Origin of the sequence: Lentzea cavernae, from assembly GCF_014653695.1 — a bacterium.
GTDB lineage: Bacteria > Actinomycetota > Actinomycetes > Mycobacteriales > Pseudonocardiaceae > Lentzea > Lentzea cavernae.
The window spans coordinates 1-24,762 of record NZ_BNAR01000006.1; the positions used below are offsets into that span (position 1 = coordinate 1).

At 66.1% G+C, this 24,762-nt stretch carries 16 protein-coding genes and 1 pseudogene; 7 read left to right on the top strand and 10 right to left on the bottom strand.

The window, feature by feature from the left end; genetic code table 11:
* The coding region (locus IE307_RS20410) for an adenosylhomocysteinase (protein WP_191299929.1) at positions 1–611 on the top strand (611 nt) is incomplete at its 5' end.
* 24 nt (positions 612–635) lie between these two features.
* Here IE307_RS20410 and IE307_RS20415 read toward each other — a convergent pair.
* The 3 genes from IE307_RS20415 to IE307_RS20425 all read right to left on the bottom strand — a co-directional run bounded on the left by IE307_RS20415 (position 636) and on the right by IE307_RS20425 (position 2,445).
* On the bottom strand, positions 636–902 hold the full coding sequence (locus tag IE307_RS20415; protein ID WP_191299931.1) for a MerR family transcriptional regulator: 267 nt from the start codon (positions 900–902) through the stop codon (positions 636–638).
* 9 nt (positions 903–911) lie between these two features.
* Positions 912–1,637, bottom strand: coding sequence for a MerR family transcriptional regulator (locus IE307_RS20420; protein WP_229904916.1), 726 nt, complete (start codon positions 1,635–1,637; stop codon positions 912–914).
* A gap of 85 nt (positions 1,638–1,722) precedes the next feature.
* Positions 1,723–2,445, bottom strand: coding sequence for a class I SAM-dependent methyltransferase (locus tag IE307_RS20425; RefSeq protein WP_191299934.1), 723 nt, complete (start codon positions 2,443–2,445; stop codon positions 1,723–1,725).
* 661 nt (positions 2,446–3,106) lie between these two features.
* Between IE307_RS20425 and IE307_RS20430 the strand changes: the two genes are divergently transcribed.
* Positions 3,107–4,453 (top strand): APC family permease, encoded by a 1,347-nt coding sequence (locus IE307_RS20430; RefSeq protein WP_191299936.1) that lies wholly within the window; start codon positions 3,107–3,109, stop codon positions 4,451–4,453.
* Between the two features lie 62 nt (positions 4,454–4,515).
* On the opposite strand, the gene IE307_RS20435 is transcribed toward IE307_RS20430, so the two are convergent.
* Together IE307_RS20435 and IE307_RS20440 are read right to left on the bottom strand one after the other, a co-directional pair.
* Positions 4,516–4,932: a heavy metal-responsive transcriptional regulator gene (locus tag IE307_RS20435; RefSeq protein ID WP_191299938.1), complete on the bottom strand. Its 417-nt coding sequence runs from the start codon at positions 4,930–4,932 to the stop codon at positions 4,516–4,518.
* Between the two features lie 98 nt (positions 4,933–5,030).
* Entirely contained in the window at positions 5,031–5,453 is a 423-nt protein-coding gene (locus IE307_RS20440) for a MerR family transcriptional regulator (RefSeq protein ID WP_191299940.1), read from the bottom strand.
* Positions 5,454–5,673: 220 nt separating this feature from the next.
* Between IE307_RS20440 and IE307_RS20445 the strand changes: the two are divergent.
* A pseudogene (locus IE307_RS20445) lies at positions 5,674–5,994 on the top strand (YnfA family protein); the annotation flags it as partial.
* Between the two features lie 82 nt (positions 5,995–6,076).
* On the opposite strand, the gene IE307_RS20450 reads toward IE307_RS20445, so the two are convergent.
* From IE307_RS20450 to fdxA, 3 genes are all read right to left on the bottom strand, one after another.
* Positions 6,077–13,264 (bottom strand): type I polyketide synthase, encoded by a 7,188-nt coding sequence (locus tag IE307_RS20450; RefSeq protein ID WP_191299944.1) that lies wholly within the window; start codon positions 13,262–13,264, stop codon positions 6,077–6,079.
* The gene (locus tag IE307_RS20455; RefSeq protein ID WP_191299946.1) at positions 13,261–17,424 is read right to left on the bottom strand and encodes a non-ribosomal peptide synthetase; all 4,164 of its coding nucleotides are present in this window, start codon (positions 17,422–17,424) and stop codon (positions 13,261–13,263) included. Before IE307_RS20455 ends, IE307_RS20450 begins: the two co-directional genes overlap by 4 nt.
* A 74-nt stretch (positions 17,425–17,498) precedes the next feature.
* A complete protein-coding gene (fdxA, locus tag IE307_RS20460; RefSeq protein ID WP_191299948.1) occupies positions 17,499–17,825 on the bottom strand; it encodes a ferredoxin in 327 nt (108 codons plus the stop codon).
* Between the two features lie 215 nt (positions 17,826–18,040).
* Between fdxA and IE307_RS20465 the strand changes: the two genes are divergently transcribed.
* The 4 genes from IE307_RS20465 to IE307_RS20480 all read left to right on the top strand — a co-directional run bounded on the left by IE307_RS20465 (position 18,041) and on the right by IE307_RS20480 (position 22,304).
* Positions 18,041–20,437, top strand: coding sequence for a heavy metal translocating P-type ATPase (locus IE307_RS20465; protein WP_191299950.1), 2,397 nt, complete (start codon positions 18,041–18,043; stop codon positions 20,435–20,437).
* A gap of 104 nt (positions 20,438–20,541) precedes the next feature.
* The gene (locus IE307_RS20470) at positions 20,542–20,967 is read left to right on the top strand and encodes a carboxymuconolactone decarboxylase family protein (RefSeq protein ID WP_191299951.1); all 426 of its coding nucleotides are present in this window, start codon (positions 20,542–20,544) and stop codon (positions 20,965–20,967) included.
* A 155-nt stretch (positions 20,968–21,122) separates the two neighbouring features.
* A complete protein-coding gene (locus IE307_RS20475) occupies positions 21,123–21,491 on the top strand; it encodes a hypothetical protein (RefSeq protein ID WP_191299953.1) in 369 nt (122 codons plus the stop codon).
* Positions 21,492–21,842: 351 nt separating this feature from the next.
* Positions 21,843–22,304: a helix-turn-helix domain-containing protein gene (locus IE307_RS20480; RefSeq protein ID WP_191299955.1), complete on the top strand. Its 462-nt coding sequence runs from the start codon at positions 21,843–21,845 to the stop codon at positions 22,302–22,304.
* 87 nt (positions 22,305–22,391) lie between these two features.
* On the opposite strand, the gene IE307_RS20485 is transcribed toward IE307_RS20480, so the two are convergent.
* Positions 22,392–23,954 carry an MFS transporter gene (locus IE307_RS20485; RefSeq protein WP_191299957.1) on the bottom strand — a complete coding sequence of 521 codons (1,563 nt, stop codon included), beginning with the start codon at positions 23,952–23,954 and terminating at the stop codon, positions 22,392–22,394.
* Between the two features lie 208 nt (positions 23,955–24,162).
* Positions 24,163–24,684 carry a hypothetical protein gene (locus IE307_RS20490; RefSeq protein ID WP_191299959.1) on the bottom strand — a complete coding sequence of 174 codons (522 nt, stop codon included), beginning with the start codon at positions 24,682–24,684 and terminating at the stop codon, positions 24,163–24,165.
* Positions 24,685–24,762 lie beyond the last annotated feature (78 nt).

The following is a 24,762-nucleotide window of genomic DNA, read 5'->3' on the forward strand; positions in this document are numbered from 1 at the left end:
CCCTGCGCGGCCAGGGCGCCCGCGTCATCGTCACCGAGATCGACCCGATCTGCGCCCTGCAGGCAGCCATGGACGGCTACGAGGTGCAGACGTTGGAGGACGTGATCGGTCGCGCAGACATCGTGATCACCACGACGGGCAACAAGGACGTCGTGCGTGTCGAGCACATGGAGCGCATGAAGCACCAGGCGATCGTGGGCAACGTCGGTCACTTCGACAACGAGATCGACATGGCGGGCCTCGCCCGGTTCCCCGGTGTCCGCCGGGTCAACATCAAGCCGCAGGTCGACGAGTGGGTGTTCCCGGACGGTCACTCCGTGCTGGTGCTGTCCGAGGGCCGCCTGCTCAACCTGGGCAACGCCACCGGTCACCCCTCATTCGTCATGTCGAACTCCTTCTCCAACCAGGTGATCGCTCAGATCGAGCTGTTCACCAAGTTCAAGGAGTACGACAACGAGGTCTACCGCCTCCCCAAGGTGCTGGACGAGAAGGTCGCCCGCATCCACCTCGAAGCACTCGGCGGCAAGCTCACCAAGCTGGCCAAGGGGCAAGCCGAGTACATCGACGTCGACGTCGAGGGCCCGTACAAGCCGGAGCACTACCGCTACTAGCAACGACAAGACCGACGATGGGGGTCAACCTTCCGGTTGGCCCCATCGCCTTGTTCGCCCTGCGGTGGCATCGAGCAACGCCTGGCGGACGATCTTCAGGTCCGCCAGTTCCGACTCGACGTCAGCGAGCTTGGCCCTTGCAACTTCGGAAAACCCATGCCCGCGCCCTGCGCCGCCCTCCAGGAGCATCCGGGTCTCGTCAGGGCTGAACCCCATGCGCTGCAAAGCATTGACTACGCGATTCGAGGTGGCGGTCTCGGCCTCGCCAGCTTCTTGGTCGTCTGTACTCACGTGTCGAGGTTAAACCTGTACCCCGGTACCGGATGCAACCTGCGAATCAGAACCGTCCTCCGCGGAAGATCGTTCGTTAACGGCGAGATCCTCCGCGATCAACGAGAAAAGATCATCGATGAGGTGACGGGTGACTTCCGCTTCGCCGAGTTCCAGCACGGTGGTAGTCATGTTGCAGCGCAGAAGGATCGCGGCCTGCGGCTGACAAACAGACTCGTGTGCCACGAGTCCGGTCAGACTGACGACCAGCGCGGGACTGCTCGGAAACGTGAGAGTGATCAGGTCATCGCTGTCCTGGCGGGTGTGAGGGAGCGACAGCACCTGCGCCCAGTGTTCTCGGCATACCTGTTCAGCCGACGCGGTGTCGATCAGACGTTGTGTGCGAATGGCCCACAAGTTGGTCAGAAGTTGTGCTGAGAACGCGGACAGCTCGGCGACTCTCTCGTTGACCTCCGCGATTCTTGTGCGAAGAGTGTCCAGTGCCCGGTCGAGATCCACTGCGGTCGGATTGTCGCCACAGCTGTGGATCAGCTCACGGATCTCATCGAGCGAGAAGCCCATGTGCTTGGCACGAACTATGAACCTCAGCCGGTCAACATCACGGTCGTTGTAGACACGATGTCCGCTGGACGTCCGGGACGCGGCTGGAAGCAGTCCTGTGTGCTCGTAGAACCGGATCGTCGGCGGAGTGAGTCCGCTGATCTCGGCGAGCCCGGTGATGCGAATGTTCGGCACGATGCCACGACCTGTCCTCGCTGAAAGGTCCGGGAAGCGGTCCGGCGGGCCGCCCGAGGGACGGCCCGCCGTGATCCAGGTCTGCTCAGCAGTCGCAGTTCTCGTCAGCGTGAGCGTGGCTGTTGGCCGACGCTGCCACGGAGGCCTTGGGCGTCAGGGGACGGACGGCCCTGCCGATGACCATCGCCTCAATGAACTCCCACGCACCCGGCATCTTGGTCTCCTGGAGTTCCGCGATCTCCAGTGACGAGTTCTGCAACGTCTGCACCGTCGGCCGGTTGCAGTGGCACTCGTTGCCGAACCAGTACCAACCCTTCTGGATGATGTCCTGCTTGCGAGCGACCTTCGGGTCCTTGTTCCGGACGTGCTCCAGGAACAGGTACTGCCCACCCGGCTTCAGCACCCGCTCGATCTCGCGCAGCGCCGGCTGCGGGTCCGGCACGGTGCAGAGGATCATCGCTGCGGCGACCGTGTCGAAGTACCCGTCCGGGTAGGGCAGCTTCTCCGCGCCGGCCACGACCAGTTGGACGCGCCGCGGGTGGTTGCGGGTCTTCTCCTCCAGCTTCATCACCATGGGCGCGTACGGCTCAGTGAGGATCAGCTCATCGACGGCGTCCGGGTAGTGCGGCAGGTTCAGGCCCGTGCCAGTGCCCAGCTCGATGGTCCGGCCGTACGCGGGCTTCAGGAACTCCGCACGCTTCTCCGACAGTCCGTAGCCTTCCACCTTCGCCAGGAACTTGTCGTACATCCCGGCGAAAACGTACTTCCCCCACGTGGCGTTGTAAGCCTTCTTCAGAAGGTTTGCCATGCCAGCCTGCCCTCCACGCTGTCGACGAGATGCGCATCCCCGGTGAGTGGGCGCGCGTGTTCGCAACCGTTCGGCGTCACGAACGGAACTGTCCTTTTAGGTCTGTCGGCGATTCTTCGCGGTAATACTGCCGAAACCTTCGCCTGAGGCTGTGCTCCCGGTCGCGGCGGGAATCCAGTGTGTCGTGTCTTGGCCATCCGGGGTTGCTTGCTGGTCGTAGTCTCGTAGTTGAACCTGGCTTCAAGTCAACCCCTGCTCCTCGCCCGCTTCTCACCGGCCAAAACTGCCGTTCAGCTGGACCAGGTGGAGCAACGCCGCTTAACGCAGATCCATTGCGGATACCGCCATTTCAGTGAGTCTGCGCAATTGCGTTGCGGCGACCGAGGGGTTCGTCCTAGGTTCGGCAACCGGCCGGAGCTAGTCGCGAGTTTTGGCCGCTGCGAACGTCCACGTCGTGTGTGCACGACGGTGATGACTGGCAGCAATGGGGGACATCCGGGGTTGCGTGGCCGTCGATCGGCCTGCTTTGTCACGCCGCCCACAAGGAGGTCTCGTGTCTCGAACACACGAAGGTTCGTTATCCGGCCGCTCGACCATGGAACGGCCACGAGGTACGAGCCATGCCAACGACGCAGTGTTCCCAGGCCGCAGCAAGCTTCCCGTGACCGCGTCCTGGTGGACGTCGATCCTGGTCGCCGTCGGCGCCTCGCTCATGATCGCCGTCTCCATGGCCGAGATGGCGGCGGAAATCGGCAACGCGTCGATCTGGGTCTGGATCGCCACGGCGTTCGTGGGCGCCCTGCAGTGCCTTCTGATCGCCGAGCTGGCGTCGAGGTTCACCGGGCGTGCGGGCGGCACCGCCCAGTTCGCTTACCGGGCCACCGCCAACGGTTCGCCCACGCTCGGAGCGTTGTCGTCCTGGTCGTACTGGTTCGCGTGGACTCCCGGTATCGCGGTCAACCTGATCCTGGCTGCGACCTACCTCAAGTCGTTGTTCTGGCCGAGCGGCAACGTGATCCTTCTGGCGGTCCTCATCGGCATCGCCCTGTACTTCGTCACCGCGCTCGGCTTGCGGCTGTCCTCAATGGTCAACGCGGTGCTGGCCGTGGTCGCACTCGCGGTGGTGCTCATCGTGATTCTGACGCCGGTGTTCCACCCGGAATCCTTCGATGCGGCAAGGGTTCTACCCACGCAGCTCCCTGACGACGCACCGACCAGCGGCTGGGGCGTGGTCGGCATTCTGTTGAAGTGGACGTTCATCGCGACCTGGGCGGCCTACGCGGCGGAGATGGCTTCGACCGTGTGCGCCGAGATCAAGCGTCCCGAGCGATACATGAAGCGGGTCATGTCGATCTCGGCGGCGATCGCGATCGCCGCGTTCACGCTCGTGCCGATCGCGATGTTCGGCCTCGTCGGTGTGGAAGGCCTGCAACGTGATCCGTTCGCGGTCTTCGCGGAGATCGGTGTGATGACGCTCGGCCCTGCCGGCGAGTACATCGTCGGGCTCGGCCTGGCCGCCGTCCTCGTGCTGGGAGCCGAGATCTTCATCATCGGTTCCTCGCGGACCATCCACCAGATGGCACAGGACGGCCATCTGCCCAAGGTGTTCGGCCGGACGAACAAGCGGGGCGCTCCGGTGGGCTCCATCGCGTTCGACGCGGTGGTCATCATCATCATGCTGGTGGTCTTCGGCACCAAGGTGGTGAGCGTGGTGGCCGCGGCCACCTTCGGCTACCTGGTGGTGTTCGTGCTGCTGCCGATCGCCTACCTGACGCTGCGCCGCTTCCGACGCGACGATGACGACGGCTTCCGCCTGGGCAAGGCATTCGTCGGTGTCGCCGTGGCGCTGTTCGTCTTCAACACCGTGCTGCTCGTGGTCGGCGGCCTTCAATGGGGTGTCGACGTCATCCTCGTCGGCCTGGGTGTGACCCTCGCGGTGATCCCGATCTCGTACTTCACCCGCAAGTCGCGAGCCCGCGCGGTGGAACGCGCCGGGACGTCGAGCTGATCCCCACATGACGAAGGGGCGCCCGACCGAACTGGTCGGGCGCCCCTTCGTGCGATGCGGGATCAGCCGGCGATCTGGACCGGCGGGCGCCACACACCCGGTTCAGGGTCCGGACAGTCAGCGCTGGGCAGCTGGCTGACCATCACCGAGAGCTCGCTCTTCAACGCTTGAAGGCGCTGCATCTCGTTGTCAATCTCTTCCATGCGATCCCGCAGCAGCACCGCGGCATCGCCACACGGACACGTCCCCGTGTCTCGGATCGAGAGCAGGTCGTTGATCTCGCGCAGCTTGAGCCCCAGTCGCTGCGCCCCTTGGATGAACTGCAGGCGGTCGACAGCGTCCTCGCCGTACCGCCGATAGCCGGCATCCGTGCGCGGCGGTTCTGGCAGGAGACCGACGCGTTCGTAATACCGAATGCTGTCGCTCGGAACCCCAGTGCGCCGGGACAGCCCCGCCACAGTCATTTGTCCAGATTCCATACCCTTATCCTACTCCACCTCACCGCTCGTGACGATCGCGTGAAATGACGAGATCCGCGCATAATCCTCGGAATATTTCCAGGAGGCCTCGCTTCGGCTCACGTGCGGCCGATATCCACAAGCCCCGACCGGGATTGCGGCGCCTTGACCGCCAATCGACCGTGCGGACCCATATCAGGACAGTTCGCCAGGCGGTCACACGAGCAGCCAAGAGCAGAGTCGAGCATGGTAAGAACCTCGCGCATAGCGTCCATCTGTTTCTCGACCTCAGACCGGCGCCTGACCGCCAGCTCCTTCCACGTCGACTCGTCACCACCGTCGAGCAGACAGACGATCTCGGTCAGACTGAAGCCGAGCGCCTGGCAGACCTTGATGACCGACAGGCGATGCAGAACCGCGCGGGAGTAGTGGCGCTTACCGCGAATCTTCACCACGGGGCCGATGACACCGCAGCGTTCGTAGTAGCGGAGCGCCGAGGCGGCCAGCCCGGATTCCTTGGCGACCTTGTCGATCGGCAACAAGTCCTCAGCCAATATGTCCCCCCGAACATGCAGCCAACTTGGACGAAGGAGATTACCTCCCGCGCAGGGGCCGATCCATCCCATCAGCAGCGCATGATCTTTGGAGAAACAGCGCGAACGAGTGAACATGACTCTTTTCGATCATGACTCGAGCCGGACCATCACTTCCCGAATACTGAGAGTGGTCAGACATCACTTCAGCGTGACCTATCATTAGGCCATGTTCATCAAGACCCTGGTCCTGTTCGTGATGGCTGCGCTCGCTGAGATCGGCGGGACGTGGCTGATCTGGCAGGGCCTTCGGGAGAACCGCGGCCTGCTGTGGATCGCAGGCGGAGTGATGGCACTCGGCCTCTACGGTTTCGTGGCTGCTCTGCAGCCCGACTCGAACTTCGGCCGGGTTCTCGCCGCGTACGGCGGTGTGTTCATCATCGGCGCCCTGGTGTGGGGCGTGCTCGTGGACAAGTTCCGCCCTGACCGCTGGGACCTCATCGGTGTCGGGATCTGCCTCGTTGGCGTGCTCGTGATCATGTTCGGGCCTACCAGGCCGGCGACGGAGACCCAAGAATCAGGGTCTCCGTCCGCTGCGGATTCGCTGCTGAAAACCGGCCAGCGCTAGACGATCACAACCGGACCACTTCCAGGTCGTCGGAGTCGGGTGATTCCTCCTCCCGCACGACGGCCTTCAGTGCGATCTGCTTGCACAGGTCCTTCACGATGTCACGGACGGTGCTGCCGTCAACGAACGCTTCTCCCGGTAACGCGACGGACAGACCGGTGAGCAACCGGTCCCGCAATCGCAGGCCCATGAGGGAATCAAGACCGAGATTCGTCAGCTTCGCCTCGGCGAAGCTGCCTCGCAGTTCTTTCCGATCGAGAGCGCTCAGCCCCAGCAACACCGACGTTTCACGGAACAACATGTCGGTCACGTGGGCTTCGGCGCTCTCAGGATCAGAGAGGACCAACTCGCTCATTTCTTGAGCTGCCGGTGCCTCCGGCCCGGCAGCCTGGACGAAGTCCGAGAGCAGCGTGTTGTCCGCCGAGCCGCCGTTCACGGTGAGGTAGCTGTCCCAGTCGACCTTCGCGAGACCGAGTTGTGTGTGGCTACCGGTCAGCACAGCCGACAACACAGTCGCGCCCTCGTCCCCGCTGATGCCGTGCAGACCACCGCGGGCGAGCTTCTTGGCCAACTCCTCCCCCGCCGCGAGGCCGGCACCCGACCACGGTCCCCAGTTGACGCTGGTGCCGCACATCCCGTTGGTCCGCCGCACGTCCGCCAACGCATCGAGGAACGCGTTGGCCACGACGTAGTTCGCCTGCCCGGCCGATCCGATGAGTGAGGCGAACGACGAGAACATTACGAAAAGGTCGAGCTGCATGTCCTGGGTGAGGCGGTGCAGGTTCCAGGCGCCGCGGGCCTTGGCTGCCAGCACGTGTTCATACCGCGACCAGTCGAGGTCGGCGAACGCACCGTCGTCCGTGGTACCTGCGGCATGAACGATCCCCCGCAGCGGCGGCATGTCGTCGGAGATTGTGGTCAGTGCGTTGCTCAGGTCGTTTTCGTTGCTGACGTCGGAGGTCAGCAGCACGACATTCGCCTGCTCGCGGAGCTCCATGACCCATTCAGGATCCGGCAGCGGCTGGTTCCTCCCCAGCAGCACGACGTGTCGTGCACCGCGATCGACCAGGTGCTGAGCGGTGACTCGACCGAGCGCACCCCAGCCGCCCGTGATCAGGTACGTGCCGTCTGCACGGAGCTTGAAGTCGAAGTCGTCCGGCTCAGTCGCTCGCAGCTGCGCCTGAAGCCACTCGCCGTCGCGCATCGCGAGTCGACCCGAGCCGTCCAGCCCGATGGCGCGAGCCACCACGTCCGCCGGCGCGACACTCCCGTCGTGGTCTACCTGGACGACCGGGAGGTCTGGGTACTCAGCGGTCAGGGCCGCAGCGATTCCGGCAACTGCGGCTTGCGCCAAACGTGGTTGTCCGCCAGGTGAACGCTCGCTGCACAGAATGATCGTCGGCCGCCGAGCCGCCAGCCCGGGGAGCACCTCCCTGAGGGGAAGACCGGCGTGCCGCGCGGATTCCTCGAACCCGGCGAAGTCGTCGCCGTGCGACGTCGCCCCGATGACGAGGATTCCGGTGAGGTCGTCCGGAACATCTTCCCCCGCGTACAGGGCAGCGGTAATCCCGTTGGCCCGCAGCCGTTCCCGCCACTCTCGGGCAGACTTCTCATCGGACCCGATCAGCAGCCAGCATCCGGTCTCACCTGTCGCGGGCGATGTGGTTGCCGACACCCAGTCCACTGTGTACTGCTTCAGCGGGGTATGAGCGGCGACCCCGATCGGCCGCAGGGCGAGGCCTCGCAGTTCGGCCATGACAGCACCGGAGCTCGAGGTCAACGACACGTCCACGAGATACTCACCCGAGTCCTGCACGCCGCGAGACCTGGCGTGGGACCAGAGCTCACCTGGCAGCGGAGCGTGCACCACGACCTGCTCCACCGCGACGGGAACCACAGGACTGGACAGGTCCGGGATGAAGGCCGCGACGACGTGCAGGCAGGCGTCGAGCACAACAGGGTGCAACGTGTACGCCTGGTCGTCGGGGCGCCCGATCTTGACATTGATCTGGCCCACGGCCTCGTCACGCCCCAGCCACAGCTGCTGGACCCCGCGAAATGCCGGCCCGTACGCCATTCCTGCCGCGGCGAACCGCGCGTACAGCGCGTCTACGTCCTGCCGCGCCATCCCGCCCGTCAGTTCCTCCGCCGGTCGCTGCAGCTCGGACGCTCCGGCACCTCCGCTCACGGCAGCGGCTCGTGCCCTGGGCGTCCAACGTTTGCCGCTGTCGTCCCAAGCGAAGCAGTCGACCGCCCCGCTGTTCGGGTCGACAACCGCCTGCACTGATTCCGGCCGACCTGGCTCAAGGGCGATGGCGCTGGTGAATCGGACGTCCTCGAGGGTCCAGGTGTCGCCGCCGAGCACGGACTTCGCCGCGGCGGTGATCCACTCGATCATCGCCGCGCCGGGCAGCAGCGCAACTCCCCCGATTCGGTGCTGTTCGACGAACCAGGGCCGGGTCTCGCCGATCTCGGAGGAGAACCACTCACTGGGCGCGCCGGCGAGGTCGACCCGGTGTCCGAGCAAGGGGTGTCCCGCTCCCATGCGCTTCCTGCTCGTTCCGGGGGTGTACCAGTGGCGGTCCGCGCGCAGTGGGTGGCCTGGCAGCGCCGCCGGATCCACCGGAGCATCGACTCCCTGAGCGAGCACAGTCCCCCCGGAGCTGTGCCACTCCGCCAGGGACAGCATCAGCCGACGGTTGTCCTCATCCTGCCGGTGACCGCTGATCAGCCAGGTTGCGTCAGGTAGGTTGCGCGGCCCGAGCGGAGACAGCACGGGCTCAGGGCTCATCTCCGCGAAGTGCCGGACGCCGAGCCGGCCGAGTGCTTTCAAGCCCTCGGCGAACTGGACTGGTCGGCGCAGCTGGTCCACCCAATGCGTTCCGGTCAACTCCGAGGTCTGCAGGAGTTCACCGGTGAGCGTCGAGATGATCGGTACGTGGCCTTCGCGGTGGCGGACCTGCTGCGCCTGCTCGGCGAACGCGTCGACCACCGATTCCATGAGAGGTGAGTGGAATGCGCGGTTGACACCCAATCGCGTCACCTTGGCGCCGCGCTGGACCCAACGCGCGGCGAGTTCCTCGGTGACGCCCTCGGGACCGGAGATGGTGACGTCGTCCGGACCGTTGAACGCCGCCACAGCGATGTCGCCCTTGATCTCGTGCAGCAGTTCCTCGACGTGCTGCGTGCGCACGGCGTACATGGCCCCGGTCGGGGTGTCCTGCATGAGGCGGGAACGCAACAGCACCAGGCCCGTCGCATCCTCCAGGGTGAGGACGCCGGAGACCGCCGCGGCGGCGAACTCACCGAGGCTGTGACCGATCAGGTAGTCGGGTTCGACGTCGAACCCCTGCCACAGCCTGGCGATGGCGTACTGGGTGGCGAACATGGCGGGTTGCCCGAAGCGGGTCTGTGCCAGGTCGAGCAGCTCCCCCTCTTCGCCTGCCAGCACAGGAAGGAGCGAGCCACCCAGATCGCCTCGCACGATCGTGTCAACCTCGACGAGGGCGTCGCGGAACGCTTCATGCCGCCAGTACAGGAACTTGGCCATCCCGGCACGCGCGAATCCCTGGCCGGGGAAGAGAAATGCCAGCGGTCCCGGTCCCGTGTCGGAGACCTTGCCGTTCAGGACGAACGCGGACGGGGTGCCTGCGCGGTGTTCACGCAGTGCGTCTGCAGCTTCTGCGGCAGTGCGCGCGACAACGGTCGCTCGGTGAGGGAACCGCGTCCGGCGTCGAGCGACATCGCACAGAGCGGCGAAGTCGGGGGCGTGCTCCGGCTGGTCCAGTACGTCGACCACGGCGTCCGTCAATGCGGCGAGCGCGTGATCGCTCTTGGCGGAGAAAGCCAGCATCCTCCAGCTGACCGCGTGGTCACCTTGAACGACCCGTTGCGGCGCTTGCTGAACGATCACGTGTGCGTTGGTGCCGCTGAATCCGAACGAGCTGACGGCGGCCGCTCGCGGCCCCGCCTCATCGGACCACGTTTGCGGCCAGGTCGGGATTGCGCACCGAGTGCCGTCCAGCTTGATGTGCGGGTTGAGCACGTCGAAGTTCAGATGTGGTGGGACGAGTCCGCGCTCCACCGCGAGCACCGCTTTGACCAGGCCCGCGATACCGGCAGCGGCCTCGAGGTGCCCGAGGTTGGTCTTGGCCGAACCCACCCACAACGGGTTCTTGGTCTGAGAGGTGCCGTAGACGGCGGCGATCCCGGCCATTTCTACGGGGTCGCCAAGGCTTGTGCCCGTGCCGTGGGCTTCGACGTAGCCGATGTCGCCGGACGTCAGCCCGGAGCCGGCCAGCGCTTGTCGCATCACCGCCTGCTGTGCCAGGGCGTTGGGCGAGGTGAGGGTGTTGCTTCGGCCGTCCTGGTTCACCGCGGAGCCCACCACCAGAGCCCAGATCCGGTCCTGGTTCTGTTCGGCGTCGCTTCGGCGCTTGAGCACGACCACGCCGCAGCCCTCGCCGCGCACGTAGCCGTCGGCCGCGGCGTCGAAGGTCTTGCAACTGCCGGTCGCGGACATCATTCCGGCTTGGGACAACGCCACCATGACATCGGGATCGAGCAGCAGGTTGACGCCGCCCACGATCGCGGTGTCGCACTCGCCCCTCCGCAGGCTCTCGCATGCGTTGTGCACGGCCACCAGGGATGAGGAGCACGCCGTGTCGATCGAGGTGCTGGGTCCGGTGAGGTCGAGGAAGTAGGAGATGCGGCCGGCGGCGATGCTCGACGATGTTCCAGTGCCGCTGTACGCGCCGGGCTCGACGTGGTCGCGGACCATGAGGCGGCCGTAGTCCGTGGTGCTGATGCCGACGAAGACTCCGGCGTTGGAGCCCGCGATTGCGTCCGCTGAGACCCCGGCGTCTTCGAGTGCGCGCCAGGCCGTCGTGAGGAGCAGTCGCTGCTGCGGGTCCATCGCGCCGGCCTCCTCGGCGGAGATGCCGAAGAACCGCGCGTCGAATCCTGCGACGTCGGGCAGGAACCCGCCCCACTTTGTGTTGCTGTGCCCCGGAACCGGAGAGCCTTCGCGGTACCACGAGTCCGTCGGCCAGCGGTCGGCTGGGACCTCGGCTATCGCGTCACGTCCCTCGATCAGCAGGGACCAGTAGTGGTCGAGCGAGTCGGCTCCGGGGAACGCACACGCCATGCCGATCACGGCGATCGGTTCGTTCGGCGAGACGGGGTCGACCACTGCCGGTGCTTCGGTGTCGGTGGTGAGGGCTACGGCCAAGCGCAGGATCGTCGGATTGCCGTAGAGGGTCGCGGGGTTGACAGGCTTACCGAGCCACACCGCCAGGTCGCCGCTGAGTCCGAGTGCCTGAGCCGAATCGAGTCCCAGGCTGCCGAAGGTCACGTCGATCGGGACGTCGGCAGACGCGAGACCGGCCTTGGCTGCAACGGCGGCCCGCAACCACTCGACAACGGAGGCGGTGTCGCGGTCTTCGGCGAGCGTGCCGGGTTTCGATGTCTTGTCAGCGGTCCTGGGGCCGGAGATGTGCTCGACCTTGAGCTCCCCCTGCAGGTAGGCCTGCTTGGTGAACTGCCTGCGGACCTTGCCGCTCGTGGTCACCGGGAGCGAAGCGGGCCGGATGAACACAACAGCGTCGATAGCGACGTCGTGTTCATCGGTGACGGCACCGCGCACGCGGCGAGCGACCTCGTCGAGGTCGTATTTGCCCCGCTCTGTTCGCTTGAGCTCCTGTACGACGATCAGGCGTTCTTCGCCATCGCGGTCGACGGAGAACGCCACGCCCAGGCCACGGCTGAGCGCGGGGTGCGCGTCCGTCATGGTCAGCTCGATGTCCTGCGGGTGGTGGTTGCGGCCGCGAATGATGATCAGGTCCTTGCGGCGGCTGGTGATGTAGACGTCACCATCGATCAGCGCACCCAGGTCACCACTGCGCAGGTACGGTCCGGTGCCGTCGGCCAGGCGTGCACCGAAGGTCTCCGCGGTGTCGTCCGGGCGGTTCCAGTAACCGGTCGCGATCGTGCGACCGCTCAGCCAGATCTCGCCTTCGCTGCCCTCCGGCAGCGGCTGGTGGGATTCCGGATCGACGATGATCAGGGTGGTGTCGCCCAGCGATCGTCCGTTGCTGAGCAGGCGCTGACGACGTGGGCCTGCCGTTCCGTCCGGAACGACGTCGAGTCGGCCGTGGGCGAAGCCCTCGACATCGACCTCGATCACCCTCACCCCATTTCGAGGCGGATGCGTGGACACGGCCAGCGTCGACTCGGCCATGCCGTAGGCCGTCCGCGACGTGCTCGGCTGGAAGCCACAGGAGGCAAATGCCTCGGCGAACCGGTCGAGGGTGTCTGCCCGGATCGGTTCGGCGCCGAGTGCGAGCACCCGCCAGCTGCTCAGGTCCAGCGTGGCCTTCTCCTCCGCGGTGATGCGCTCGCAACAGAGGTCCAGCGGGAAGTTCGGGCTGAACGACACCGTCGCGCGGTACTTGCTGATGGCGGTGAGCCAACGCAGTGGTCGCTGCACGAAGACCGGTGGTGGGATCATCACCGTGGTGGCGCCCAGCAACAGGGGCATGAACAGTCCGGCGATCAGGCCGAAGTCGTGGAACAGCGGCAACCACGTGACCACGACGTCCCGGGCGTCCATGCCGAGACCGGTGCTGAACAACGCCGGTTGGTAGACGATGTTGTCGTGGCTGACCACCACACCGCGCGGACGGCTGGTGGACCCCGACGTGTACTGCAGGTAGGCGACGTCGTCGGGGCCGACGGCGGGCGGAGTCCAGTCGAGCTCGGTGTGTTTGAACAGATCGTCGACCGGCCAGAGGTCGCAGCCGTACTCCTCCGGCAGGTGTGCCATCGGCCCGGCGATGGAGGTGACGATCGCCAGAGCGGGCCGACAGTCCTCGACGACGTGGTCGACTCGCTCGCGGTGGGTGCTCTTGGTGGGTGGGTTGAGCGGCACGGGCACCGCGCCGGCGTAGAGGCAGGCCAGGATGCTGACGACGTACTCGACGCTGGTGGGCAGCAGGATGATCACGCGCTGGCCGGCCAGACCCACGATCTGCATCCGCGCGGCGAGCCGGCGGACACGGGCGTCGAGCTCGGCGTAGGACAAGCGGGTGTGCTCGGTCTCGCCGTCGGCCAGCACGACGAGGGCGGTGTCGTCCGCTCGCTTGACGGCGTGGTCACGCAGTACGTCGACGAGCAGAGGGAAGTCGCGGTTCACGAGAGGGCCTCCAGCCCTTGTTCGAGGTAGACGCGCACCACGGCTGCCACGCGGGCGACGTTCTCCTCGGTCAGCAACGTGTAGTGGGTGCCGGACAAGCGGATTCCGGCTGCCGCGCCGGTGGTGAGGGTGCGCCATCCCCAGTCGGCATCCACAGCGTGTGGGTGGTCGGCGAACTCGCTGACCGCGCCGTCGGCGGCTCGGACGACGAGCACGTCGGCGCCGATGATGGTGGGCTTGTGGCGATGGCACGCGTTCACGACTCCGGTGAACACGGCGTAGGTGTGTTGCAGGTGTGCTTCGTCGACCGCTACCGCCCGACCGGAGCGGCGTTCGAGCAGCTCCAGTCCCGCACCCAGGCGTTCTTCCTCCGCGACAGCGAGCAGCGCGGTGCGTTCGTCCGCGGTCGCGTCCTCGGCTCGGAAGCCCATGTCGAGGTCCTCGAGGAACCACAACAGCATCGACACCGGGTCTACCTGGGGCACCGGCACGGGAACCGGTGAGTCGAAGACGAACAGGCGGGACACCCGATCGCCGGAAAGTTCCAGCTTGTGCGCCACGTGTGCCGCGATGACCGCACCAGAAGACCAGCCGCCGAGCACGTACGGCCCGTGCGGCTGCACCCGTCGGATCTCCTCGACGTAGCGAACCGCGAAGTCCTCGACATCGGCCGGCACTTCCTGGCCAGAGTCGGGGCCCGGAGCCTGCAGGGCGTACCACTCGGCGTCGACCGACTCGGCCAGCGACCGGTAAGCCAGCACGCTGCCGCCGGCCGGGTGGACCAGGAAGATCCTCGGCGCACCGGGGTTCTCGCGCAGCTGCACCAGTGGTGACCAGGATCGAGCCTGACTCAGGTGCTCGCACAGCGCCGCAACGGTGCGCTCGGACAACAACACGCCCAGCGAGAGGCGCTTGCCGAGCTGCCGGGAGATCTGGCTGATCACCCGAAGTCCCGCGAAGGACTGGCCGCCGAGGTCGAAGAAGTCGTCGAACGCACCGACCTGGGGCAGTTCGAGCACCGCGGCCCAGATGGCTGCGACTTCGGCCTCGAGAGCCGTGCGTGGAGCGACGTACTCCTGTGTGGGCTCGCCGTCCACCGGTGCGAGCGCTTCGAGAGCGCGTCGGTCGACCTTGCTGTTGGAGGTCAGCGGCAGCCGGTCGAGCACGGTGACGTTGGCAGGCACCATGTATCGGGGCAGGCGGTCGGTGAGAAACGCGCGCAGCTCCTGACCATCCACATCGGACGCAGCGGCAAAACCGACGAGCTGGCGGCCGGCAACCGTGTCGCGGACGGTGACCAGGGCTCGAGAGACTGCCGGGTGTTGCGCGAGAACGTGTTCGATCTCGCCCAGCTCCACCCGGAAGCCCTGGATCTTGACCTGGAAGTCGGCGCGGCCGAGAAACTCGATCGTGCCGTCGGGCAGGTAGCGGCCGAGGTCGCCGGTCCGGTAAAGCCGCTCTCCGGTCGTCGGGTGGGTGACGAACGCGGCATCGGTGCGTTCGTCGTCGTCGAAGTAGCCGACGGCCACGCCGACCCCGCCGATGTGGAGGTGACCTGGTACCCAGGTCGGGGTGTCTCGGCCAGTCTCGGTCAGCACGTGCCAGGTCTGCCCGCCCAAGGGCTTGCCGTAGGGGATGCTGGTCCAGGCCGGGTCGACCTCGTCGACGGGGTGGTAGATCGACCAGATCGACGCCTCGGTCGCACCGCCCAGGCTGATGACGCGGGCGTTCGGCGCGACACGGCGGATGCGGTCAGGCAGGTCGACCGGAATCCAGTCGCCGCTGAGCATCACCACTCGCAGCGACGGCAGTTCCAGCCCGGTCGCCTCGGCCTCTTCGACGGCGAGCTGCATCAACGCCGGCACCGAGTTCCAGACCGTGACTCCAGCCGATCGGATCGTGGACACCCAGGCTCGTGGGTCGTGCAGTTCGGACAGGTCGGGCAGCACGAGGGTCGACCCGGCCGCGACGGTGCCGAACACGTCGTAGACGGACAGGTCGAAGCAGAGCGAGGAAATGCCGAACACGACGTCGGACGGGCCAATGCCGAAGCGTTCGTTGATGTCGATGACGGTGTTCAGCGGACCGCGGTGGTCGAGGGCTGCGCCCTTGGGCGTACCCGTGGAACCCGAGGTGTAGATGACGTAAGCGAGGTCCTGCGGATCCCGCCGTGCCACGGGCTCAGCAGGAAGCTGAGCAACCTTCTCCGTGGTCAGGTGGACGGTCACGTCCCCCAGGTCCGCGACTTGCTCGCGGAGGGCTTCGATGGTGACGACGTGTTCGGCTTCGGTCGCCTTGAACAGGTGCGAGATCCGATCCGCCGGCCAGTCGGGATCGACGGGAACGTAGACACCACCGGCGGATAGAACTCCCAGCAGGGCAACAGATTGCCGACAGCCCTTCGGCAGCACGACTGGCACGAGCTGGCCAGGGGTCATACCCGCGTTGCGCAAAGAAGCTGCGACGTACGTGCTCTGCTCGTGCAGCTCGCGGTAAGTCAGCGTGTTCGTCGGGGTGCGCACGGCGATCTTGTCGGCCGAGTCGACGACGCGCTCGGCGAGCGCGTCGTGCAGCAGCCCTTCGGGGACGTGGTGCGGCAACGCGTTGAGCTCGCGGCGGGCGATCAGGTCGTGGTCAGGAACGAGGTCGAATGTGTTGCGCTGCCACCACGTGTCGTCGTTCGCCAGTCCGACCACGAGCCTGTGGAACGCGTCGAGCATCGCGTCGACCACCCCGCCGGGGAACATCGACTCGATGACGTCCCAGGCGATCCACATCGTGCCGTCGTCCTGCTCCCAGAACTGGCAGTCGAGCACGACCTGTGGTGTCTCGAGAGTCGAGTAGGTGGGGCGGTCGAACTTGCCCATGAACAGGCCGCTGCTGATGACGAACGGGCACGCCGCCCGGCCGGGCGTGCGGCGGTACTGGTTGAGCGATTGGAGCACCTTCACGCCGCTCCAGTGCGTGTGCTGCATGTCCCGCAGTACCTGGGCGCGCAATCGCCGGGCCTTGGCCTCGAAGCTCTCCTCGCCCTGCCAGTCGACCTCCAGCGGGTACAGGGAAGCGAAGTTGCCCATGATCTCGCCGATCTGCGGGTGCAGCGGCAGGCGGTGCGTGACCATGTTGTTGAGCAGGAAGTGCTTCTGGCCGCTCCAGGTTGCGACAACCTCGGCGTAGGCCGCGTACATCACGTTGCTGTCGGTCAGGCCATGCGCTCGCGCACGCCGCTTGAGCGCGGTCCACTGCTCGGCGGACAGCACCAGCTCACGTCGGTTGAGCTCTGACCTGCCCTGGGCCTGCGCACCGGTCACCATGGGGATCGACGGTGCGTCCGGCCACTCCGGAATGCGGTCCCGCCAGTACTTCTCGGACTCCTGCCCCAGCACTGACTGCTCGATCTCCGACAGCGTGACCACGCAGTCACGGAAGCTGATCTCCAGCTCCGGCAGCACGAGTTCCGGGTCGCGGTAGAGCCCGAACACGGCGTCCAGAAAGCGGCTCGTGCCCATGCCGTCGCTGAAGAAGTTGTTGTTGTTGTAGTGAATCCGGGCTTCGCGATCGCCGTGCAGGCTGAACTGGATGTCCAGCCAGGGCCACCGGTCCAAGGGCAGCTGCCGGCGCCGTACACCTTCGCGGATGCGCAGCAGCCCACGCTGCGTCTGTTCCTCGGACATGCCACGGAAGTCGTGCACCACCGGCGCCAGCGGCGTGAAATCCGGTATGCGGCGGAGCCTCATGTCCTCGGTGACCGCGACCAAGTTGTCTCTCTGCCGCATCAGGTTGCGGTTCACTGCTTCGACGAAGCGCTCCACGTCCAGGTCGACCAGGTCGAACTCCATGTACTGGTGCGGCCGGACGTGGTACTCCAGACCCTCGGCGGACCCCACCAGGAACGAGGTTTGCAGGTCCGACAACGGGAACGGCTCATCGGCCGCACCAGGGTCCGGCACGACCTGAGGCAGCGCGTGCGCGGAGCGCGGAGCTCCGGAAAGCCACCGGATGATCGCCGGCTTGTCGGCGACGATGCGATCGCGCAGCTGCGAGGTCAGCGCACCACGCGGCGCACTGACCTCCAGCTCGTTGTTCCCGACGAGCCGGACCCTGATCTCCGTGCGTGCCAGCTCGCCGAGGATGGGCGGCATGGGATTGGTGGTGGTCATGGTGTCCCCCTCGTCTTCCGGGCGCGCGTCAACGCCGCCGCGGCGTGAGATGTAGGTCCTTCCGGTGAGCTGGGTCAGGCCTTTTCACCCTGTGGGGCCAAATCCCTGATCAGCGGCGGGTCTGCCGAGACCTTTCCGATCTTCGAGGCACCACCCGGCGATCCCAGTTCGGCGAAGAAGTCGACGTTCGCCTTGGTGTAAGCCGCCCACTGCTCGGGCACGTCGTCCTCGTAGTAGATGGCCTCGACCGGGCAGACCGGCTCGCACGCGCCGCAGTCGACGCACTCGTCGGGGTGGATGTAGAGCATCCGGTCGCCTTCGTAGATACAGTCGACGGGGCACTCTTCGATGCACGCCTTGTCCATCAGGTCGACACAAGGCTCAGCGATCACGTAAGTCACCGATCTCTCCTTCACACACGGTGGCAGCGCAAGTCTCGAAGTTGAACTCGGCTTCAAGTCAAGCGGTGAAATTGGGGCTTGACCTTGGAGTGCGGTCCAACCTTTACCGTCGGTTGCGCTAGGTGGTCTTCCCTATGCGAACAGGCGGGTGACCTGCTTTGACTACACAACCCTTAACCGACGGGGCGGGCGCTCCGGCCGAGGCTGACCTGGAAGTGCGGCGTTACCGCGTCCTCGCGGGCTGCGTCGAGTGCGCCAGCGACCTCACGCCGTTGCGACGGGTCGAGGGCGTGCGCGACGTCAAGATGCTCTCCGCGTCCGGCGTGCTCGCCATCCAAGCGCCGAAGACGCTCAACGACGCGGTGCTCTTGCGCACCGCTTCCGCTTCCGGGTTCACGCTCGAACCGGAGAAGCCGGCGGTAGTGGACGAGGCGCCGCAGAAGAAGTCTCGCTGGTGGCTGCGCCCGGAGATGATCCTGCTCGGCCTCGCGGCGCTGTTCATGCTCGCCGCCGACATCGTGACCCGACGTGCGCCCGAGGCCATCACCCTCGCGAACGGCCTGGCGATCGTCTCCATCGCGTTCGGCATCATCTACCCCGGCCGCAACGCGTTGACGATGCTGCGCAACAAGCGGTTCACGATCAACGTGCTGCTGGTCGTGGCCGTTCTCGGCGCCATCCCCCTCGGCAAGTTCGTCGAGGCCGCGTGTGTCGTGGTGATCTTCTCCCTCGGCATCATCCTGGAGACCTTCGTCGCCGACCGGGCGCGCAAGTCGATCCAGAAGCTGATGGACTTGGCCCCGCGGCGGGCCGAGCGGTTCACCATCGGCGGTGCCGTGGAGACCGTTCCCGTCGAGGAACTGCAGATCGGCGACCTGGTGCTGGTGCGCCCCGGCGCCCGGCTGCCCACGGATGGCGAGGTCACCCAGGGCGCTTCTTGGGTCGACACCTCCGCTATCACGGGCGAGTCGATGCCGGTCGAGGTCGTGCCGGGCGAGGACGTCTTCGGCGGCACCCTCAACGGTGACGGCGCCCTGCGCGTCAAGGTCACCAAGCAGTACCAGGACACCGTTCTCGCCCGCGTCATCCGCGAGGTCGAGGAGGCGCAGCAGAACCGCGGCCGGGCGCAGCGGTTCGCCGACAAGTTCGGCGCGATCTACACCCCGGCGATGATCGGCGTCGCGATCCTCATGGTCATCCTCGGGCCGCTAGTGTTCGGCCTGACCTTCACCGACGCGTTCTACCGTGCGTTGGTCGTGCTGATCGTGTCCTGCTCCTGTGCGCTCGTGCTGTCCGTGCCCGTAAGCGTGGTGTCCGCGGTGGCACGCGCCGCACGCGACGGTGTGCTCATCAAGGGCGGCGCGTATCTCGAGGAACTCGGCCGGCTCAAGGCGGTCGCGTTCGACAAGACCGGCACCCTGACGTTGGGACGCCCGGCCCTGGTGGCCGTGCACACGTTGGACGGCAACGACGACCGGGAACTTCTGCGCCTGGCCGCCGCGGTCGAAAGCGCCGCGACGCACCCGATCGCCGACGCCATCGTGCACGCCACGCGGGACCGCGGCATCGAAGTCCGGCCGGCGGACGACGCGACCATCGTGCCGGGCAAGGGCGCTGAGGCCACTGTGGACGGTCGACTGATCGCGGTGGGTCGCGTCGCGGATTACAGCAGGGACCCGTCGGCAGCCGCGGCGCTCGCCCAGATCGAGCAGGCGGGTGCCACCCCGGTGGCCGTCACCGCCGACGGGGCGTTGATAGGCCTCCTCGGCGTCGCGGACGAGCTTCGGCCCGAGGCCAAGGCCGCGATCACCGAACTGCGTTCACTCGGCGTCGCGCACACCACGATGCTCACCGGCGACCGCGAGCGGGTCGCCCGCTCGATCGCCGACCAGCTCGGCATCGAGAGCGTCCGCGCCGAGCTGATGCCGGCCGACAAGAGCGCCGCGATCACGGCCATGCGCAAGGAACACGGCACCGTCGCCATGGTCGGCGACGGCGTCAACGACGCACCCGCTCTCGCAACGTCCAACGTCGCGGTGGTCATGGGTGCGGCGGGGACGGACGTGGCCATGGAGACCGCTGACGTCGCCCTGATGTCGGACGACCTCACCAAGCTGCCGTACACCGTGCAGCTGGCGCGACGCGCAAATCGGATCATCGCGCAGAACGTCACGGTGTCGCTGATCGTCATCGCCGGTCTGGTCGTGGCCGCGTTGATCGGTGCGTTCAACCTGACTCAGGGTGTGCTGATCAACGAGGCGTTCGCCCTGGTGATCATCGCCAACGGTCTGCGTCTGCTGCGGGGTGGTAAGGGCAGCAAGCAGAAGACGACCGTGACGGCACCCGCCAAGGCATCGGTCGAGCACTCGGCAACGCTGCCGAAGAGCCCGTTCGAACTGCCGGTGACCGAGTCGCTGTCGGTCAACGGTGGCGGTTGTGGTGACGGCTGCGGGTGCGGCCCCAAGGTTGAGGCCGTCCAGCCGGCGGCACCGAAGGTCGTGCCGTTGGAACAGCCCGCATCCTCCGACGGCGGATGCGGCGACAGTTGTGGCTGCGGATCTTCCGGCAAGGCGGCAGAACAGGTCGAGCTCGGGCGCCGTACCAGCGACTGACCGAGGCGACCACGAACCAGCCGCTACTCGGCGGCGGTGTCACCGGGATCCCCCCGTCTCGGTGACACCGCCGCCATCCCCCATTCCTCGCCGTTGGAGACACGATGCCCACGCTCGACCCGTTCGCCGGCCCTGGCTTCGCCGCGATGACCGATCTGTCGAAGGCCGTCGATGATGACGCGGTACTGCCCCTCGGCCTGGTGGAGCTGATCAAGCTCCGTTGCTCCCAGGTCAACGGCTGCACCTACTGCGTGCGCATGCACATCCAGAAAGCCGTGAACGCGGGTGAGGCCCAGGACCGCGTGGACAACGTCGCCGACTGGCAGACGCACCCCTCGTTCACCGAGCAGGAACGCACGATCTTCGCTCTCGCCGAGAGCATCACCCTGGTCGCCGACACTCACGTGGACGACGGAATCCTCGATGCCGCCATCGCCAATTGGGGCCCCGCCCTCACTCAGCAGGTCGTCTGGGTGGTCGCCGTGATCAACGCGTTCAACCGCGTGGCCATCACCGCTCGCATCGACTGAACGGCTCGACCCGTTCCTCCAAAGGCCGCAGAGATCCCGCCTCAGGCAAAGACTCTGCGGCCTTCGCCATGCTCGTGGCAATGACACCTCGAAAGAGGTCCGCCTATCAGGCGTCAAATGCAGCTTGGAGTTCGCACCAAGGTTATTCTGGAGCCATGACCGAAGAAGCGAGCCGGATGGCATCTCTGCACTCGGCACGTCTGCTGAGCATCCAACCGGTGTTAGGCGCGCCGATCGCGTGCACCCTGACGGGCAACGAGCAAGTGGAGCGGGTCAGTGAGTGGCGCGAGCTGCTCGGCGGTGCCCAGCCCGAAGGCGTGACCAACGGGTTGCGGTGGAAGCTCCCGACCGCGCTGGCGGGTCAAGCAGCTGAACTGGCCGCGGCTGAACAGCGTTGCTGCTCGTTCTTCGACTTCACGCTGCACTTCGCGGCCGGCGAACTGATCTTCGAGGCGCACGCGCCCAAGGAAGCGGCCGACCTCTTCCTCGACGTGTTCGGAGCTCCAGCAGGAGCTGGAGTCTGACCGGAGGGGACTTTCACCGTCTTTCCCCTGCTCCGCTGCCACTGCGGCGGCTCACCAGCAGCTCTCCTGTGTCCGCCCGTACGTTGTGAGCTGGTCCGCTGTGAAATAACCGGCAGCTTCCGAACGGCGAATGGACGGCAAGAGCGCGACGGCTACCGTGTGTGTCGGCGGCTCCCGCATCGCCCCTCAACTGTCAGCGGAACGGCGTACTTCCGGTCCGGACACGTAACGTTGAAGATGGATCTCTTACCGACAGATGAGACTTGCCGATCCGCGCGGCAGGGCTGTTCGGGTAGATCGATCGAGCCGGGGGGAACGATCATGTCAGGGGACTTGTTACCGATCGACCAAGTGGCGAAGCTCGCAGGGGTGGCGTCGTCCGCACTGCGGTACTACGAGCGGGTGGGCCTCATCGAGGAAGGCCCGAAGATCCGCGGCAAGAGGCACTATCCGCGCGACGTGCTCGACCGCCTGTCCATGGTCCGCACGTGCCAGAACATCGGCTTCAGCCTCACCGAGATCTCTTCACTGCTCGACGAGGCCGAGGAGTCGGGCGGCTCGTGGCAGGAGATCGCGGCTCATCGGCGCACCAGCATCCAGCGCGAGATCGAAGAGCGCCAGGGCTGGTTGAACACACTCAACTCGACCCTCGAGTGCGGCTGCCCGCAACTGGTCAAGTGCCCGCAGGTCGAGGGCTGCCCTTTGCTCGTGGCAGCAGCGTCCGAAGCATGTGGCCCCTCGAAAACAGTCAGCACATCGCACGACAAGTCGCCGCCCGGCTTCGACGAGCGCCGCTCGGGAACACAGGGCTGAAGCAGGCACCTCTCGGCGGTCAGACCTGAAGACGTTCGCCCCTCGTCGTTGCTACGCGAAGGGCGAACGCCACTTGCAAACGACTCGTCAGCGCACCGCGCTCGCGGTCTTCGACGTCGTGGAGCGACGTTCGCGCAGCAGCAGGGCGATGACGACGAACACCACGGCACATAGGGCGGCCATCACCCAGAGCAGACCGTGCAGACCGGACGCGAAAGCCTCCCCCGCGGCCCTGACGAACGCCTCGCGCTGGCCCTCAGGGATAGTCTCGGCCGCACGAGCGAGGTCGCCCTGGTTGAGCGCGTTGGCAAGGCCGTTGGGGTCGTCGGAGTACGGACCGAACTGAGCCGCACGCTCACTGACCGCATTCTGGGTGAAGCTCACGAGCAAGGCGCCGGCCACGGCGATGGAGATCGTCTCGCCGGTGAGCCGAACGGTGTTGAACATGCCTGCCGCCATCCCGGCACGCGTGGAGTCGACGCTGCTGACCGCGGCGCCGTCCAGCAGACCGAAGGAGATGCCCACCGCGATACCGATCAAAGCCAGCGGCCCCAACAGGTTCAGGTACCCGATACCCGGTTCGATGATGGTCAGCCATGCCAAGCCGGCCGCCGCCAGCGCCGCCGTGAGCGTGATCTGCACCCACGCAGGAACCCACTTCACCGCCATGCCCGCGACGCCGGGGAACACCAGCGCCAACACGGTCAGCATCAGCATCACCGCACCGATCTGCGCCGCCGCGAGCCCGTCCACCGAGGCCAGGTACGACGGCAGGTAGATCACCAGCGGAGCGAAGCCGAACACCACCGGGATCGTCGCCAGCGACACGCCCAGGAACTTCGGCTGCCGAAGAAGAGCGAGATCGAGCATGGGCTGCTTCTGCCGCCGCTCCACGATCACGAACGCGATCAGGGCCACCACCGTGCCGACGAGGGTCGCGATTACAACGGGATCGCTCCAACCCCACTGCGGCCCTTGAATGAGGCTGAAGATCAGCAGCAGAAGGGCGGCCGTGAACGTGATGGTTCCAGCCCAGTCGACCCGGTTCGCCTGCGGATTCCGCGACTCCCGCAACACCTTGGTCAGCAACAGCACGACGACACCGACGATGGTGGGCAGCAGGAACACCGAGCGCCAACCGAACGAGCTGATCAACACGCCGGACACGCTGGGCCCGAACACGAGACCGAGGCCGACCGCGGTGCCGAACATGCCGAACGCCTTCGCCCGCGCCGGCCCTTCCTCGAAGATGTCGGCCAGGAGCGCACTGCCACTGGTCGTAGCTGCGGCAGCACCGATGCCCGCCACCACTCGAGCGAGGTCGAGCACCAGAATCCCAGGCGCGAGCACGGAAGCCAGCGAGCCGAGCACGAACAGCGCCACACCAACGCGGAACATCTTCCGACGGCCCAAGAGGTCAGCCAGCGACCCGGTCGCCAGCATGAACGCCGCGTAGGTCAGGTTGTAGCCGTTGACCACCCACTGCCCCGCGGCCAACGAGTTGTGGAACTCGCCGTTGATCGCCGGCAGCGCCACCGACGAACCGGTGATGGCCAGCGGGAACAGCACAACCGTCAGGCACACCGTCAGCAAGGACAAGCCGGACCCGTTACCGGCTTCCCGCTGACCGCCCTTCGCCTTGTTGGACATAGGTTCCCCTCTGCGTCTCGACCCGCAGCCGTCACCGGCGCGACCCCGAACAGTCCGACAGCAGAGGCGAAGGTAAGGGTTGGAGTGCCCACCAAGGTCAACCTGAGTTATTAGTGATCCGCGTCACATAATCTGCTTTATGTGGCGTTGTGGATTCGACCACTATCCACCTAAGCCTGAACCTCAAGTTCCACTCCAGACGAGCGAGCTACTTCGAAAGGCCGGCGGAGAACGTCCTCGCCGCCGCGTTGAGTTCGTCGGCCACCGCAGAAAATTCTTTGGAGGACAACATCACGTCAGCTCGCGACGAGTACGCCATTCCATCCCAGACAGGGCCGACGGACTGCTTGATCGGAGTCTCGCGCAAGTCGCCCAGTGGCCCCACGAGGTATACCGCCGCCCCATCCACTGGCAGGTTCGCCAACCGCACCGTGCACGCCTCGAACCGCGCGACCTCGTTCCACGGGATCACCTCCGAGCGTCGGGTTGTGTAGTAGAGCAGCACACCGCGCGAACCGAAGTGCACGCCTGCTCGCGCCGACCTCCAAGCCAGCACCACGAACCCGCCCACGACCAAAAGCGCAGACACGATCACCGACCACGAGATCACCTGACTGGGCGCCAGCAGGACGACCACTACGATCGCCAGCGGAGCCCCGACGCAGACGACCGCAGAGATCACTCGTTCTGCCAACTCTTGTTGCGGCACAACCCGCTTCCACTCCCCCATGCACCGATTGTGACCGCAACATCACAAGGCCACCATCTATTGCGCTACATGCGAATAGCAGCGATTTCGACCGCGCAT